General features: G+C 61.0%; 13 protein-coding genes. 11 read left to right on the top strand and 2 right to left on the bottom strand.

The window, feature by feature from the left end; translation table 11 throughout:
• Window positions 1-5: 5 nt before the first annotated feature.
• Window positions 6-1298: a GGDEF domain-containing protein gene (locus tag BUC40_RS02890; protein ID WP_073262415.1), complete on the top strand. Its 1293-nt coding sequence runs from the start codon at window positions 6-8 to the stop codon at window positions 1296-1298.
• A 106-nt stretch (window positions 1299-1404) separates the two neighbouring features.
• Entirely contained in the window at window positions 1405-3183 is a 1779-nt protein-coding gene (locus tag BUC40_RS02885) for an acyl-CoA dehydrogenase C-terminal domain-containing protein (RefSeq protein WP_073262413.1), read from the top strand.
• Between the two features lie 291 nt (window positions 3184-3474).
• Here the strand turns inward: BUC40_RS02885 and BUC40_RS02880 are convergent, their stop codons facing one another.
• Window positions 3475-4035 carry an NADPH-dependent FMN reductase gene (locus BUC40_RS02880; RefSeq protein ID WP_073262411.1) on the bottom strand — a complete coding sequence of 187 codons (561 nt, stop codon included), beginning with the start codon at window positions 4033-4035 and terminating at the stop codon, window positions 3475-3477.
• A gap of 210 nt (window positions 4036-4245) precedes the next feature.
• Here BUC40_RS02880 and BUC40_RS02875 point away from each other — a divergent pair, with 210 nt between their 5' ends.
• From BUC40_RS02875 to BUC40_RS02835, 9 genes are all read left to right on the top strand, one after another.
• Window positions 4246-4404 carry a YqaE/Pmp3 family membrane protein gene (locus BUC40_RS02875; RefSeq protein WP_073262409.1) on the top strand — a complete coding sequence of 53 codons (159 nt, stop codon included), beginning with the start codon at window positions 4246-4248 and terminating at the stop codon, window positions 4402-4404.
• A 429-nt stretch (window positions 4405-4833) separates the two neighbouring features.
• Window positions 4834-5988, top strand: a complete 1155-nt coding sequence (locus BUC40_RS02870; RefSeq protein WP_073262407.1) for a mandelate racemase family protein — start codon at window positions 4834-4836, stop codon at window positions 5986-5988.
• Window positions 5989-6060: 72 nt separating this feature from the next.
• On the top strand, window positions 6061-7671 hold the full coding sequence (locus tag BUC40_RS02865) for an ABC transporter substrate-binding protein (protein WP_073263846.1): 1611 nt from the start codon (window positions 6061-6063) through the stop codon (window positions 7669-7671).
• Between the two features lie 65 nt (window positions 7672-7736).
• Window positions 7737-8774 (top strand): ABC transporter permease, encoded by a 1038-nt coding sequence (locus BUC40_RS02860; protein WP_073262405.1) that lies wholly within the window; start codon window positions 7737-7739, stop codon window positions 8772-8774.
• A gap of 52 nt (window positions 8775-8826) precedes the next feature.
• Window positions 8827-10437, top strand: a complete 1611-nt coding sequence (locus BUC40_RS02855) for an ABC transporter substrate-binding protein (protein ID WP_073262403.1) — start codon at window positions 8827-8829, stop codon at window positions 10435-10437.
• 55 nt (window positions 10438-10492) lie between these two features.
• The gene (locus tag BUC40_RS02850) at window positions 10493-11407 is read left to right on the top strand and encodes an ABC transporter permease (RefSeq protein WP_073262401.1); all 915 of its coding nucleotides are present in this window, start codon (window positions 10493-10495) and stop codon (window positions 11405-11407) included.
• 9 nt (window positions 11408-11416) lie between these two features.
• Window positions 11417-12256, top strand: a complete 840-nt coding sequence (locus tag BUC40_RS02845) for an ABC transporter ATP-binding protein (protein WP_073262399.1) — start codon at window positions 11417-11419, stop codon at window positions 12254-12256.
• Between the two features lie 10 nt (window positions 12257-12266).
• Window positions 12267-13031: an ABC transporter ATP-binding protein gene (locus BUC40_RS02840; protein WP_073262397.1), complete on the top strand. Its 765-nt coding sequence runs from the start codon at window positions 12267-12269 to the stop codon at window positions 13029-13031.
• A gap of 234 nt (window positions 13032-13265) precedes the next feature.
• Entirely contained in the window at window positions 13266-14000 is a 735-nt protein-coding gene (locus BUC40_RS02835) for an oligogalacturonate-specific porin KdgM family protein (RefSeq protein WP_073262395.1), read from the top strand.
• Between the two features lie 249 nt (window positions 14001-14249).
• On the opposite strand, the gene BUC40_RS02830 is transcribed toward BUC40_RS02835, so the two are convergent.
• Complete coding sequence (locus BUC40_RS02830; protein ID WP_073262393.1) at window positions 14250-14993, bottom strand: FadR/GntR family transcriptional regulator; 744 nt, start codon at window positions 14991-14993, stop codon at window positions 14250-14252.
• Between the last annotated feature and the right edge of the window lie 56 nt (window positions 14994-15049).

The raw sequence follows: 15049 nt of genomic DNA, 5'->3' as shown, positions 1-15049 counted from the left end.
TCGCCTTGCCGCGCCTAGCCGCGTTTCGCCTGGGGCACTTTTTGCCGGCTTTGCTGTTGCTGGGCGGCGGACTGTTGGCCGCTACCTTGCCGACCCTGACCGACTTCTTCACCTCGCTATTCAATGTGCTACCCACCTCGTTACTGCTGCTGGGAGGTACCTTCTGCGTGGTGTACGGCCGCCAGCGCGAACTGTTCATGCTGCTGGTGCTTTACCTGGGTTATTTCCTGCTCGATGAGCAAGCGGACTACTATCTGGAGTTCGGTGTGGTGCGCGAAGACGCCGCGCTGGTTTTCCACCTCTGCAGCCTGCTGCTGCCTGCGCTCTACGGCTTGTTCGCGTTGTGGCAGGAGCGCACCCATCTGATTCAGGATCTGGTCGCCCGCGCCGCTGTATTGCTGGCTGTCGTCGGCGTGGCTGCTGCGTTGGCACGGCGTTATCCCCAGGAGCTGGAGCAATGGCTGTCGGTGATTCGCTGGCCCTCGCTGCATGCCGAGTGGATGAGCCTGGTGCAATTCGCCTATCCGTTGTTTCTGCTGGTAATGCTGGCGCTGCTGGTTCAATACCTGCGCACGCCGCGCCCCGTGCATGGCGTGCAGTTCGTTGGCGCGCTGGCGCTTTTGTGGATGTTGCCCAACACCTTCATCCATCCCCATGCGTTGCAGGTGATGTCTAGCGTGGTGATGCTGATGATCGTCGTCGGTGTCGCCCATGAGGCTTACCAGATGGCCTTTCGCGACGAGCTGACCGGCTTGCCTGGACGGCGCGCCCTGAACGAGCGGTTGCAGCGCCTGGGGCGCAATTACGTGATCGCCATGGCCGACGTCGATCATTTCAAGCGATTCAACGATACCCACGGTCACGATGTCGGTGATCAGGTTTTGCGCTTGGTAGCCAGCCAACTGCGCAAGGTCGGCGGCGGTGGCAAGGTCTATCGCTATGGCGGTGAGGAATTCACCCTGGTGTTCGCCGGCAAGACTGTCGACCAGTGCCTGCCGCACCTCGAGGCAGTTCGCCAGGCTGTCGAGCGTTACCAGATTCAGTTGCGCGACCGACAGCAGCGCCCGAGCGATGACAAGCAGGGCCGGCAGCGCCGCAGCGGTTCAGGAGCCTCTCAGGTATCGGTGACGGTCAGCATCGGCGTGGCTCAGCGCGGTGAAGAACAGCGCAGCGCAGAAGACGTTCTCAAGGCTGCCGACAAAGCGCTGTACGGCGCCAAGAGTGCAGGCCGCAACTGTGTGAGCACTCAGGTGCAGCGCCGTCGTGGTGCGGTCAAGCTGAAGACCGAACAGGCCTGAATTTCAGGGTGACTATTGCGTGGCTGATCGGTCACGACACGACCCTATGTGTCTGAAAAGTTGTTGGGCTAGACTCGGGGTCTGAACGTGCTACCGAGGACTTCCCATGGCCGATTACAAAGCTCCCCTGCGTGACATGCGCTTCGTGCTCCACGAGGTTTTACAGGCCTCCAAGCTGTGGGCGCAGCTGCCTGCTCTGGCCGAAGTCGTCGATGAGGAAACCGCCAACGCGATCCTCGAGGAAGCAGGCAAGATCACTGCAGGCATGATCGCGCCATTGAACCGTGCGAGTGACGAAGAGGGCTGCACCTGGGCCGATGGCGTAGTCACCACGCCGGCTGGCTTCATCGAGGCTTATAACGCTTACGCCGAAGGCGGCTGGGTTGGCGTCGGTGGTGACCCGCAGTTTGGTGGTATGGGCATGCCCAAGGTGATTTCCGCCCAGGTCGAGGAGATGGTCAACTCGTCCAGCTTGTCGTTCGGTCTCTATCCGATGCTTACTGCGGGCGCCTGCCTGTCGATCAACGCGCATGCCAGCGAAGAGTTGAAGCAGGCTTACCTGCCGAACATGTATGCCGGCGTTTGGGCGGGCTCGATGTGCCTGACCGAGCCGCATGCCGGTACCGACTTGGGCATCATCCGTACCAAGGCCGAGCCGCAGGCTGATGGCAGTTACAGGGTCAGTGGCACCAAGATCTTCATTACCGGCGGCGAGCACGACCTGACCGAAAACATCATCCACCTGGTGCTGGCCAAGCTGCCGGACGCGCCAGCTGGGCCCAAAGGCATTTCGCTGTTTCTGGTGCCCAAGTTCATGGTCAATGCCGACGGCTCGCTCGGTGAGCGCAACGCGCTGTCCTGCGGCTCGATCGAGCACAAGATGGGCATCAAGGCGTCGAGCACCTGCGTGATGAACTTCGATGGCGCCACCGGTTATATCATCGACGCACCGAACCGCGGCCTGGCCGCGATGTTCACCATGATGAACTACGAGCGCCTGGGCGTTGGTATTCAGGGCTTGTCGACTGGCGAGCGCTCCTACCAGAGCGCCATCGAGTATGCCCGCGAGCGTATTCAGAGCCGTGCACCGACTGGTGCGGTGGCCAAGGACAAGGCAGCCGACCCGATCATCGTGCATCCGGACGTGCGCCGCATGCTGTTGACCATGAAGGCGCTGAACGAAGGTGGGCGCGCGTTCTCCAGCTATGTCGCCATGCAGCTCGACACCGCCAAGTACAGTGAAGAGCCGACTACCCGCAAGCGCGCCGAAGAGCTGGTCGCGCTGCTGACGCCGGTTGCCAAGGCGTTTCTCACCGATCTCGGGCTGGAAACCACCATCCATGGGCAGCAAGTGTTTGGCGGCCACGGATATGTGCGTGAGTGGGGCCAGGAGCAGCTGGTTCGTGATTGCCGCATCACACAGATCTATGAAGGCACCAACGGCATCCAGGCGCTGGATCTGGTCGGCCGCAAGGTGGTGGGCAGCGGTGGTGCTTTCTCTCAGCATTTCACCGATGAAATCCGCGCCTTTGCTAACGAGGAAAAGGCGCTGCCTGCCGAATTCAAAGAGCCACTGCTCGCGGCGGTTGGCATCCTTGAAGCGCAGACCACTGCACTGCTCGAACGTGCGCGCAGCAACCCCAACGAGATCGGCGCGGCCTCGGTCGAGTACTTGCACCTGTTCGGTTACACCGCTTACGCCTACATGTGGGCGATGATGGCCAAAGCTGCGCTGGGCAAGGAGGGTCAGGATGATTTCTACGCCAGCAAGCTGGGTACCGCGCGTTTCTACTTCGCACGCCTGCTGCCGCGTATTCACTCCCTGAATGCGTCGGTGAACGCTGGTAGCGAGAGTTTGTACCTGCTGGCTGCTGAGCAGTTCTAAGGTGCTGCGGCCTGAATGTAGGCTATTGCTTACACGCGGTTCTGCCTTTGCCCACTATTGGCATTTAGGGGCGAAGCGTAATCTTCATCTCAAGGACTTAGCGCAGGAAGCGCACTGAAGCAGACAGGGATACGTGGGACGGTGCCAGGATGGCGCGCTGATCAAGGATGTCAGAATAGAGTCTGTAAACCCCGCCTCGGCGGGGTTTTCTTTTTGTGCGCGAAAAAGTTCTCAGGCCTGAAGCGTTTACCCGTGTGCGCGAGAGCCCGCAGCCGGGCTCTCGCCTCTGGATCAGCCTTTGGCTGTCTTTTCGACCCAGGCCGCGTAGGTATCGACGTACTTCTGCAGAAACGGCTTGATGCTGTCGCTCAGCTTGCCGCTGTCATCGAAGAAATTGCCGGCACCTCCCAAGTAGGCTTCTGGTTGTTGCAGCACTGGCATATCAAGGAACACCAGGGTTTGACGCAGCTGGTGGTTGGCCCCGAAGCCGCCGATGGCGCCCGGTGAGGCGCTAACTACGCCAGCTGGTTTGCCGCTGAATGCACTCTGGCCATACGGGCGCGAACCTACGTCCACGGCATTCTTCAGGGGCGCAGGGATCGAGCGGTTGTATTCGGGGGTCACGAAGAGCACTGCGTCCGCAGCTTTGAGCTCCGCGCGAAACGCGTTGTAGGCGGCGGGTGCCGGATCGACGTCGATGTCTTCGTTATAAAGCGGCAATTCGCCAATTTCGATGATTTTCAGTTTCAGGTTCTGTGGCGCCAGCTCCGCTAGTGCCAAGGCCAGTTTGCGGTTGATCGAGGCTTTGCGCAGGCTGCCGACCAGCACGGCAACGTTATAAGTCTTGCTCATGGGAATTCCTTTGCACGAGGAGTGGAGCGCTTATAGACAAGCCAGAACACTACAGTCTCCTCTGCGTTGATCTGTAGTTGCTCGCGAAGAGCGCTGCGCAGTGCCCTTCGCGAGGTTGCTGGCGATATGATTTTCCTTGAACCGGATACTCCTGGTGCAAGTCGATTGTCAGGTATCGCCCAGCCGGGCCAATTTAATAGGACACAAACCATGGATCTGATCCGCATTCTGATCGCCATCATTCTTCCGCCGCTCGGCGTTTTCCTGCAGGTCGGCTTCGGCGGCGCCTTCTGGCTGAACATCCTGCTGACGCTGTGTGGCTATTTCCCCGGCATCATTCATGCGGTGTATATCATCGCCAAACGCTAAATCTCAGCCGCTCCCGAAAACCGCGCCTTGCGCGGTTTTTTATCGCCTGCGATTCCCGGCATGCGAGCGGATGCTGTACGACAACCTGCTTGAGTTGTTCTTTTTAGCGAGGTGAAGGAGGTCTTCAGCTCATCTGTAAATCGTATTTCGTGGAAAATATTTTTAGCACAAGAATTACCATTTGCACTGTGTGGGATTTTCTTTGAGGTCTTTTAATTACCGTTTAATTTGTTGTTTTTTAATAGTTTTATATATTTTATCGGGCTGGGCATTGAGGGTGGTGATGGCAGTTTCACATGTCATGAAGCTGCAATTTTGTTCTTTACAGCTTCTTGACAGCATTTTGGATTGGCGCAATTATTTGCCCATTCGCTGTATGACAACATACATCGGGCCACTCAAATAATCACAAGATCCAAGGCGCGCTCAATGAAGATCACCCAGGTCAATGTCGAGGTTTTCACCTATCCCACTCGCCGCAGCGTCGATGCTGCCGGCCACGCTCACCCAGGCGAAGAATCCCTGGCCAAGATGGCGCTGCTGCGCGTCGCCACTGAAGATGGCACCGAGGGCTATGCCTTCGGCGCCCCCGAACTGATTCGTCCGCACATCATCGACAGCTTCGTGCGCAAGGTGCTGATCGGCCAGAACGTCATGGATCGCGAAAAGATCTGGCAGGACCTCGCCCATTGGCAGCGCGGCAGCGCCAGTCAGTTGACCGACCGCGCGCTGGCGCTCGTCGAGCAAGCGCTGTGGGATTGGGCAGGGCGCAAATTCAAGCAGCCGGTGCACAAGCTGATTGGCGGCTACCGCGACAAGGTGCTGGCCTATGGTTCGACCATGTGCGGTGATGACCTGCCGGGTGGCCTGTCGACGCCGGAAGAGTACGGCCGCTTCGCCGAGCAACTGGTCGCCCGCGGCTACAAGGCAATCAAGCTGCACACCTGGATGCCGCCGATCTCCTTCGCGCCGGATCCGAAGATGGACGTGCGCGCCTGCGCTGCGGTGCGCGAGGCGGTCGGCCCGGACATCGCCCTGATGCTCGACGGTTATCACTGGTACAGCCGTACCGACGCGCTGTACATCGGTCGCGAGCTGGAAAAACTCAACTTCGCCTGGTTCGAAGAGCCGATGATGGAAGAGTCCGCCGAGTCCTATGCGTGGCTGGCGGCCAACCTCGATATCCCGGTTCTGGGCCCGGAATCCCTCGGTGGTAAATACATGAGCCGTGCCAGCTGGGTCGGGCAGGGCGCGTGCGACATCCTGCGCGCCGGCGTGGCCGGGGTAGGCGGTATCGCGCCGTGCCTGAAGGTCGCGCACCTGGCGGAATCCTATGGCATGCACTGCGAGATTCACGGCAACGGCGCCGCCAACCTGGCGGTGGTAGGTGCGATCAAAAACTGCGACTGGTACGAGCGCGGCCTGCTGCACCCGTTCCTCAACTACGACGATGTGCCTGCCTACCTGAACAGCATCGTCGACCCGATGGACGCCGACGGCTACGTACACCTGCCGGATCGTCCGGGGCTGGGCGAGGACATCAACTTCGCCTACATCGAGACAAATACCGTCAACCGGTACTGATGCACCGGTGCGCAGCCGTACTCGGCTGCGCTGCTTTTGAGAGTCGAATAACTATAAGAAGGCTATCTCATGATGAAACCAATTCCGCACCTGGTGGCGGGCCTTCTGGCCGCTACCCTGGCCCTCGGCTCCGTCTCCACGGTGCAGGCCAAGACTCCCGCCGACCAACTGATCGTCGGCATGAGCATGATCAACCTGCTGTCCCTCGATCCGGCTGCCGCCACCGGCCTGGACGTGTCCGAAGTCAACGCCAACCTGTATGACATGCTGCTGGTGCAGGACGCCGCCGCGCCGGACAACTTGGTGCCGGCTCTGGCCGAGCGCTGGGAAATCAGCGACGACCACAAGACGCTGACCTTTCACCTGCGCAGCGGCGTCAAATTCCATTCCGGCAACGAGCTGACCGCCCAGGACGTGATCTGGTCGCTGCAGCGCGTGCTTAAGCTAAATCTGGCATTGGCATCGACCTGGAAGGCTTACGGCTTCACCGCTGATAACGTCGAGCAGCAGATCCGCGCCCCGGATGACCACACCGTGTTGGTCGAGCTGGCTCGCCCGACCGATCCGATGTTGGTGCTCAATACCCTGGCCACCTCGCCCAGTGCCTTCATCCTCGACAAGAAAGAGGTGCTCAAGCACGACAAGAATGGCGATATGGGCGGTGCTTGGTTGACCACCAATGCGGCGGGTAGCGGGCCATTCGTGCTCAATGCCTGGCGCGCCAATGAAGTGATTCTGATGACCCGTTTCGAGGACTACTGGGGTGGCCCGGCCAAGCTCAAGCGTGTGGTGATGCGCAACATGACCGAGTCGCAGTCGCTGCGTCTGATGGTCGAGCGCGGTGACCTGGATATCGCCCGTGGCATGTCCGCTCCGGACATTACGGCCCTGAGCAGCTCGGACAAGGTCAAGACCCAAACCGTGCAGCGCGGCACCCTTTATTATGTGGCGCTGAGCACCAAGCAGCCGATGTTCGCTGACGCCCGCGTGCGCAAGGCGGTTCGTTCGCTGATCGACTACCAGGGCATCAACGATGTGGTGATGCCACATTACGGCACCCTCAACCAGCGCCCGATGCCGCTCGGCCTGCCGGCGCGCCTGGATGATCCGGGCTATCGCCTGAACGTCGAGGAAGCCAAGAAGCTGCTGGCCGAAGCCGGTTACCCGGACGGTTTTCAGACCACCATTCGCGTGCTCGCCGAACCTCCGTTCATCAACATCGCCTCCAGCGTGCAATCGACCCTGGCTCAGGCCGGCATCAAGGCGCGCATCGTCACCGGTACCGGCACTCAGGTGTACGGTTCCATGCGTGAACGCACCTTCGACATCATCGTTGGTCGTGGCGGCGGTGGCGCCGAGCGTCACCCGCACTCCAGTCTGCGCACCCTGGTTTACAACCCGGACAACCGCGACGAAGCCAAACTGAGCAACTTCCAGGGCTGGCGCACCTCGTTCTACAGCCCCGAGCTCAATGCGCTGATCGAAAAGGCCGAGGTAGAGCCGGACAAGCAGACTCAGACGGATCTGTACCACCAGTTCCAAAACCTCTACGACGAGCAGGTCGGCGCCATCATGCCGATTTCGCAGATGACCGACACGGTGGTGATCTACCACGACGTGGTCGGCTACATCGGTCACAGCGCGGCGACCACGCGCTACAAGGATGTGCACAAAGAGCGTTGAGCTGCCGGGCAGCCATTGGCTGCCCCTGGTGACACGAACTTGCTGCGATCAATCGGGAGCTCCATATGTTTGCTTCGACTGCGTCTTTCTTCGGCACGCGGATGGGCGGTACTTCACGCCGTTTCGGCGCGGTGCTGATGACCCTGCTGGGCTTGCTGGCGATGACCTTCTTCATCGGCCGGGTGATGCCACTCGACCCGGTGCTGGCGGTGGTCGGCCCGGATGCCGACAGTTCCACCTACGACCAGGTCTATCAGGCCATGGGCCTGGACCGGCCGCTGCTGGTGCAGTTCGGCTACTACCTGCGCGACCTGTCGCAGGGCAATTTCGGTAATGCGCTGCTCACCGGTCACCCGGTCATCGAAGACATCGCCCGGGTATTCCCAGCGACCATCGAGCTGGCCACCCTGGCGATCATCTTCGGCGTGGTGCTCGGCCTGCCGCTGGGCGTGTTCGCCGCCGCCAACCAGGGCCGTATCGGTGACCACCTGGCACGTGTAGTGACCCTGTTCGGTTACTCCACACCGATCTTCTGGCTGGGCATGATGGGCCTGCTGGTGTTCTACGCCTGGCTCGGCTGGGCCGGTGGGGCAGGGCGCATCGACCTGGCCTACGACGGCATGGTGCCGTCGGTGACCGGCATGCTGCTGATCGACAGCGCTATTGCCGGCGACTGGGAGGCCTTCTCCAGTGCCCTCAAGCACATTCTTCTGCCGGCACTGATCCTGGGCCTCAACTCGGTGGCCTACATCAGCCGCATGACCCGCAGTTTCATGCTCGAGCAGCTTTCTCAGGAATACATCCTCACCGCTCGCGTGAAAGGACTGTCGCGGCGCAAGGTGATCTGGGGCCACGCCTTTCGCAACATCCTCGTGCAGTTGCTCACCGTGGTGGCGCTGGCCTATGGCTCGCTGCTCGAAGGTGCGGTGCTGATCGAGACGGTGTTCGCCTGGCCCGGTTTCGGCCAGTACCTGACCAGCAGCCTGTTGCTCGGTGACATGAACGCGGTGATGGGCTGTGTGCTGGTGATCGGCTTCATTTTCGTCGGCCTCAATCTGCTCAGCGATGCGCTCTACAAGGTGTTCGACCCACGGACCCGTTGACCACACCCAATCGATTGCAGCCCTTCAATAATTACAAAATAGGGATATCCGCATGAAATCGTTTCGCTCCACAGTGCTAAGCGCTGTGCTCGGTGCGCTGCTGTGCACCGCTCCACTGCTGACTGCCCAGGCCAAAACCCCGAACGATCAACTGATCGTCGGTATGAGCATGGCCAACCTGTTCTCCATCGACCCGGCCAACGCGCCTGGGCTGGATGCCTCGGGCATCAACGCCAACCTGTACGACACGCTGATCCTGCGCAAGGACGGCAGCCCGGACGAGCACGTGCCGCAACTGGCCGAGCGCTGGGACGTCAGCGAAGACGGTCGCCGCTTGACCTTCCACCTGCGCGATGGCGTGCGCTTCCACTCCGGCAATACAGTCACCGCCGAAGACGTCGCCTGGTCGCTGTACCGCGTGATGAAACTCAACTTCGGCCTGGCCACTACCTGGAAAGCCTACGGCTACACCCTCGACAACATTGGGCAGCTGATCCGCGCCGAGAACGATTCGACATTGGTCATCGACTTGCCGCAGCCGACCGACCCACTGCTGGTAATCGATACCCTGGCCACTTCGCCAAGCGCCGTGGTGCTGGATCGCAAGACCGTGCTCGAACATGAAAAGGATGGCGATCTGGGCGCTGCCTGGCTGGTCACCAACGAAGCCGGCAGCGGCCCGTTCACCCTCAGCTCCTGGCGCGCCAACGACACCCTGGTGATGACCGCGTTCGCCGATTACTGGGGCGGCGCGAGCAAGCTCAAGCGCGTACTGATCCGCCATATCACCGAGTCGCAATCGCTGCGCCTGATGCTCGAGCGCGGTGATCTGGACATGGGCTACGGCATGGCCGCTTCCGACGTCCAGGCGCTGGCCGCTAAAGGCGAGATGCAGATCCAGACGTTGCAGCGCGGCACCATGTACTACGTGGCGATGAGTATGAAGTCGGCGCCGTTCGACGACATCCGCGTGCGTAAAGCCGTGCGCTCGCTGATCGACTATCAGGGCCTCGACAAGGTGGTGATGCCTTATTACGGCAAGCTCAACCAGCAGCCGATGCAGTTGGGGCTGGAAGCGCGTCTGCCGGACCCTGGCTACAAACTGGACGTCGACGCCGCCAAGGCGCTGCTCGCCGAGGCCGGTCACCCGCAGGGTTTCAAGACCACCATCCGCACCCTGGCCGAGCCGCCGTTCGTCAACATCGCCTCAAACCTACAGTCGACCCTGGCCCAGGCCGGCATCCAGGCGAGCATCGTCACCGGTACCGGTAATCAGGTGTACGGCGCCATGCGTGCACGCAACTTCGAGATCATCGTAGCCCGCGGCGCCGAGCGTTATCCGCACCCGTACTTCAGTCTGCGCACCTTCGTCTACAACCCGGATAACCGTGATGACGCCGGTATCGCCAACTTCCAGGGCTGGCGCGCAGCGTTTCAGGATGACGAGCTCAACAGCCTGATCGACAAGCTCGGCGTGGAGCGCGACGAAGCCGCCAAGCTGAGCATGTACCACCGTGCGCAGCAGCGTTACGACGAGCTGGTGGGGCCGATCAGGATGATTTCGCAGATGACCGATCCTGTGGTCAGTGCTGCCGACGTCAAGGGATTCCAGGGTGCCGACGCCGAGGCGACGCGTTACCTGGGTGTGTACAAGCAGCGTTGAGTGACCGAGCGCGGTAGCGCGCTCGGTACCGACCGAACCGTTACGGAGGCATACAATGATTGCCAACATCTCTTCATCTTCATCCATCAAGCGGGCGAACGCGCAAGCGCCAGTCTCCGCCTTCCAGGCGTTCTGCCTGAGCAGCGTGCGGGTGATGCAGCATCTGCTGCGCAACCCCATGACGTTGATGGGCTCAAGTGTGGTTCTGCTGCTGATTCTGGTTGCGGCTTTCGCGCCGTTGATCGCCACCCACGACCCGATCGTGCAGAACCTCAGCAACGCCCTGCAGGCGCCGAGCACCGCGCACTGGTTCGGCACCGACGAGTACGGCCGCGACGTGTTCAGCCGGCTGGTCTACGGCTCGCGCATCACCTTGTACATCATCGGCCTGGTGACCATCATCGTCGGCCCCATCGGCTTGCTGGTTGGTACCATTTCCGGCTACTTCGGTGGCTTTGTGGATGCGCTGTTCATGCGCATCACCGACATCTTCATCTCGTTCCCCAGCCTGGTGCTGGCGCTGGCCTTCATCGCTGCATTGGGCCCAGGCCTGGAGCATGCGGTCATCGCCATCGCGCTGACCTCCTGGCCGCCCATCGCGCGTCTGGCCCGGGCGGAAACTTTGTCGCTGCGCAACGCCGATTTCGTGGTCGCGGTGCAGCTGCAAGGCGCCTCGTCGTCGCGCATCATCTTTCGCCACATCATGCCGATGTGCATGTCGTCGGTGATCATCCGTCTGACCATGAACATGGCCAGCATCATTCTCACCGCTGCCGCATTGGGCTTCCTCGGCCTCGGTGCCCAGGCGCCGCTGCCGGAGTGGGGCGCGATGATTTCCACCGGGCGCCGCTACATGCTCGAGTGCTGGTGGCTGGTAGCCGTTCCGGGGGCGACCATCATGCTGGTCAGCCTGGCATTCAATCTGTTGGGGGACGGTCTGCGTGACGTTCTCGACCCGCGCAGCGAATAAGGAGGGCCCATGTCCGCTATCAAACTGGAAGTAAACGACCTCTGCGTACGCTTCACCAGCGGCCGCAAGGAAGTCGACGCGGTACGCAACGTGTCCTTCAGCCTGGGCCGTGAAAAGCTGGCCATCGTTGGCGAGTCCGGCTCTGGCAAGTCCACCGTGGGGCGCAGCCTGCTACGCCTGCATCCGGCCAGCGCGCATATCACCGCGAAGACCATGACGCTCGGCGAGGTCGACCTGCTCGGTGCCAGCGAAAAACAGATTCAGGCGATTCGTGGCAAGCGTATCTCGATGATCATGCAAGACCCCAAATATTCGCTGAACCCGGTGGTGCGTGTCGGCGAGCAGATCGCCGAGGCGTATCTGGCGCATCACAGCGCCAGCAAGGGCGAGGCCCGCGAGCGGGTGCTGGATATGCTCGACAAGGTGCATATCCGTGATCCCAAGCGGGTCTATGGGCTCTACCCGCACGAGGTATCGGGCGGTATGGCGCAGCGCATCATGATTGCCATGATGGTGATCACCGACCCGGAAATTATCGTCGCTGACGAGCCGACTTCTGCGCTGGATGTGTCGGTGCGCCGCCAAGTTCTCAACGTGCTCGACGAATTGGTTGGGCAGCGCGACCTGGGCCTGATCCTGATCAGCCACGACCTCAACATGGTGCGCAGTTTCTGCGACCGCGTGCTGGTGATGTACGCCGGCCGTGTGGTCGAAGCGCTCGACGCCGCTGACCTGGACAGCGCCAAGCATCCCTACACCCAGGGCCTGCTGGCCGCTTTGCCGAACATCGACCGCCCCCGTCCGCGCCTGCCCAATCTGCAGCGCGATCCCCTCTGGCTGACCCACTGAGTACGCACCCATGGCCATGATCGAAGTGGATTCACTCAATCTCAGTTTCGGCGTCAGTGCGGCGCGTAATCAGGTGCTCTACGACGTCGCCCTGCGCGTCGAAGAGGGCGAGTCGTTCGGTCTGGTCGGCGAGTCCGGCTCGGGCAAGACCACGGTGCTGCGTTGCCTGGCCGGCCAGTACCGGCATTGGGAAGGGCAGCTGAGCGTTGCCGGTCGGGGGCTGCGTCACAAGCTGGATCTGGCGCACTTTCGCCAGGTGCAGATGGTCTTCCAGGACCCCTACGGCTCGCTGCACCCGCGTCACACCATCGACTCGGCCCTGAGCGAGCCGCTCAGTGTGCACGGCATCGGTGATCGCGGGGATCGGGTTACCTCGATCCTCAACAAGGTCGGCCTCAACGACAGCTTCCGCTACCGCTATCCCCACCAGTTGTCCGGTGGCCAGCGTCAGCGGGTGGCCATCGCTCGGGCGCTGATCCTCGAGCCGCGGGTGCTGCTGCTCGACGAACCGACCTCGGCGCTCGACGTGTCGGTGCAGGCGGAGATCCTTAACCTGCTCTCCGACCTGCGTGAACAGGAAGGCCTGACCTACCTGCTGGTGACCCACGACCTGGGCGTGGTCGCTCACCTGTGTGACCGCGTAGCGGTGATGCAGCACGGGCGCATCGTGGAAACCCTCGACACCGGGCTGCTCGCGCAGAACCGTGCCGAGCACGCGTATACGCAGCTGCTGGTCGACGCCAGCCGTGATATCGGTGCTGTCGCACCGCCTTGATGGCGTAACCCGCAAGCCTCAGGTGCTCACCGACACCTGAGGCTCTGCACCGCGCAATAGCGCGAGCTCCCCTGCCGATTTTCTAAAACGGGCTTCCAGGACCGCGGCACGGACTCGCCTGCGCGATGGCCAACACAGCAATTCAGACATGCGGACAAAGTGCTGCAGGGCGGCGCTTTGCCTGAAAACCGGGCAACACAAACTCAACCCATAGAAAACAATAAGAAGGTCACGATGAACAAGAAAACTCTCACGCTACGTCTGCTCGCCTACTTACTGTCCGCCACCGCTGCAGGCAGCGCGTTGGCCGACAGCGCCTCGATCAACTACCGCCACCAGTTTCTCGAAGACGACAGCATGCATGCTGACCGGGTCAAGCTGTCCTATCGCATGGATAACGGTTGGGGTTTCGAAGGGGAACTCAAGTACCGCACCGCAGGTGATCGAAAGGATGTCGCCTTCGATAACACGGTGTCGAGCGGCCACGAACTGACCACCAGTTATCAGTACAAATACAGCGCGGTATCGACATGGCAGCCTGCGATCCAACTGGACAGCAACGAGAACGGCACGACGTACAAGTTCGGCCTTAAGTACACCCGCAAACTGAATGACCAGTTCTATGTGGCCGCCCGCTACCGCTTCGACGCGCTGAAACTGAACCGTGATCGCATCGACGAGGAGGTGCCAGATCGCGGCTCCGACAACCGCAATACGCAGCGTTACGAGGGCTGGCTCGGCTACACCCCCGCCGGCAAGTTGTCCTACGAATATCAATACATCTACTTCGATACCGACTACATCCGCTACGACAACAAGAAGAGCGACTACGAGCAGAACCTGATCGTCAAATACAAGTGGGATAAATCCTGGGCGCCGTTCTTCGAGATTGGCGATATCAAGGTCAGTGCCACTGATGACGACCGTCAGCTGCGCTGGCGCATCGGGGTGCAGTACAACTTCATGTAAGAAGAAACTGACCACCGCAAACCAACGCCGGGGCTTGGCCATAGCCCCGGCGTTGGTATTTTTGGGGTTATGTCAGGTGGCCATTGGGCGATTCGGCATCGGCCTCAACACGGGGCTCCTACCTAATTTTATGAACCGCAGCGCACGCTTAGGAGCGCCGCTCCGGCGCGAAGCGATGGAGGCCATTCAGTGTTACTGGCGTTTGCGGTGCGATTCATTCTGCAGTGAGGTGACTCGCCCTGCGTCTGCTCAGGCGCGGCGCTGGGCCTTGAGCAGGCGCTCGCGGCTGTTGATCAGGTGCAACTGCATTGCGGCTCGGGCGCAGTCGACGTCGCCGCGGGCAATGGACTCGTAGATCATCTCGTGCTCGATACTTAGGTTGTCCTTGTACGCCTCGCCGTCCTCGTGAGCCTTGTAGGCCGAGTTGAACTTGTTGCGCGGGATCTGCTTGGCGCCGAGGTGCTTCATTATGTCGAGCAAGTGCGAGTTTTGCGCTGCCTTGGCAATCTTGATATGAAACTGGAAGTCTGCACTGATCGGCAGGCCGGCGGGAAGTTGCACGGTACCCTGCTGTAGGGCATCCAGTGCGATACGGATCTCCAGGAGTGACTCAGGCGTTCGTCTTAGTGCCGCCAAACCTACTGCTGCCACCTCGACGCTCATGCGCAGTTCCAGCAGTTCCAGTACATCCTGCGCAGTACTGATGGTCGCAGGCCCAAGCTGCAGCTCCGGCGCTGCTGGCATATCGCAAACGAAGGTACCGACACCGCGGCGCGTCTCCACCAGGCCCGCCACCTGCAAGCGCGACAGCGCATCGCGCACCACCGTCCGGCTGACCCCTTCTGCCCGCATGATATCCAGCTCAGCCGGCAGCTTCTCGCCACGCTTGAGCGTGCCGTCGCGCATATGCTGAGAGATCTTCGCAACCAGGTCTTCAGCCAGGCGGCTGCGCTGCTTACGCGGAGGAAGCGTCCAAATCGGGTTGTCCTGCATCATCGATCCGTTGTTGTTTCGTTATCGGCATACGACCGCAATGCTGGCGATTTGGT

Origin of the sequence: Phytopseudomonas punonensis (genome assembly GCF_900142655.1) — a bacterium.
Classification (GTDB): Bacteria; Pseudomonadota; Gammaproteobacteria; order Pseudomonadales; family Pseudomonadaceae; genus Aquipseudomonas; species Aquipseudomonas punonensis.
This window is presented reverse-complemented; position numbering and strand designations above follow the sequence as displayed.

What these genes read in the sequence shown, in the direction of transcription:
- BUC40_RS02845 (WP_073262399.1), top strand. Translation starts at nt 11,417, where the DNA reads ATGTCCGCTATCAAACTGGAAGTAAACGACCTCTGCGTACGCTTCACC.
- BUC40_RS02865 (WP_073263846.1), top strand. Translation starts at nt 6,061, where the DNA reads ATGAAACCAATTCCGCACCTGGTGGCGGGCCTTCTGGCCGCTACCCTG.
- BUC40_RS02835 (WP_073262395.1), top strand. Translation starts at nt 13,266, where the DNA reads ATGAACAAGAAAACTCTCACGCTACGTCTGCTCGCCTACTTACTGTCC.
- BUC40_RS02885 (WP_073262413.1), top strand. Translation starts at nt 1,405, where the DNA reads ATGGCCGATTACAAAGCTCCCCTGCGTGACATGCGCTTCGTGCTCCAC.
- BUC40_RS02880 (WP_073262411.1), bottom strand. Translation starts at nt 4,035, where the DNA reads ATGAGCAAGACTTATAACGTTGCCGTGCTGGTCGGCAGCCTGCGCAAA.
- BUC40_RS02860 (WP_073262405.1), top strand. Translation starts at nt 7,737, where the DNA reads ATGTTTGCTTCGACTGCGTCTTTCTTCGGCACGCGGATGGGCGGTACT.
- BUC40_RS02850 (WP_073262401.1), top strand. Translation starts at nt 10,493, where the DNA reads ATGATTGCCAACATCTCTTCATCTTCATCCATCAAGCGGGCGAACGCG.
- BUC40_RS02870 (WP_073262407.1), top strand. Translation starts at nt 4,834, where the DNA reads ATGAAGATCACCCAGGTCAATGTCGAGGTTTTCACCTATCCCACTCGC.
- BUC40_RS02855 (WP_073262403.1), top strand. Translation starts at nt 8,827, where the DNA reads ATGAAATCGTTTCGCTCCACAGTGCTAAGCGCTGTGCTCGGTGCGCTG.
- BUC40_RS02830 (WP_073262393.1), bottom strand. Translation starts at nt 14,993, where the DNA reads ATGCAGGACAACCCGATTTGGACGCTTCCTCCGCGTAAGCAGCGCAGC.
- BUC40_RS02840 (WP_073262397.1), top strand. Translation starts at nt 12,267, where the DNA reads ATGGCCATGATCGAAGTGGATTCACTCAATCTCAGTTTCGGCGTCAGT.
- BUC40_RS02875 (WP_073262409.1), top strand. Translation starts at nt 4,246, where the DNA reads ATGGATCTGATCCGCATTCTGATCGCCATCATTCTTCCGCCGCTCGGC.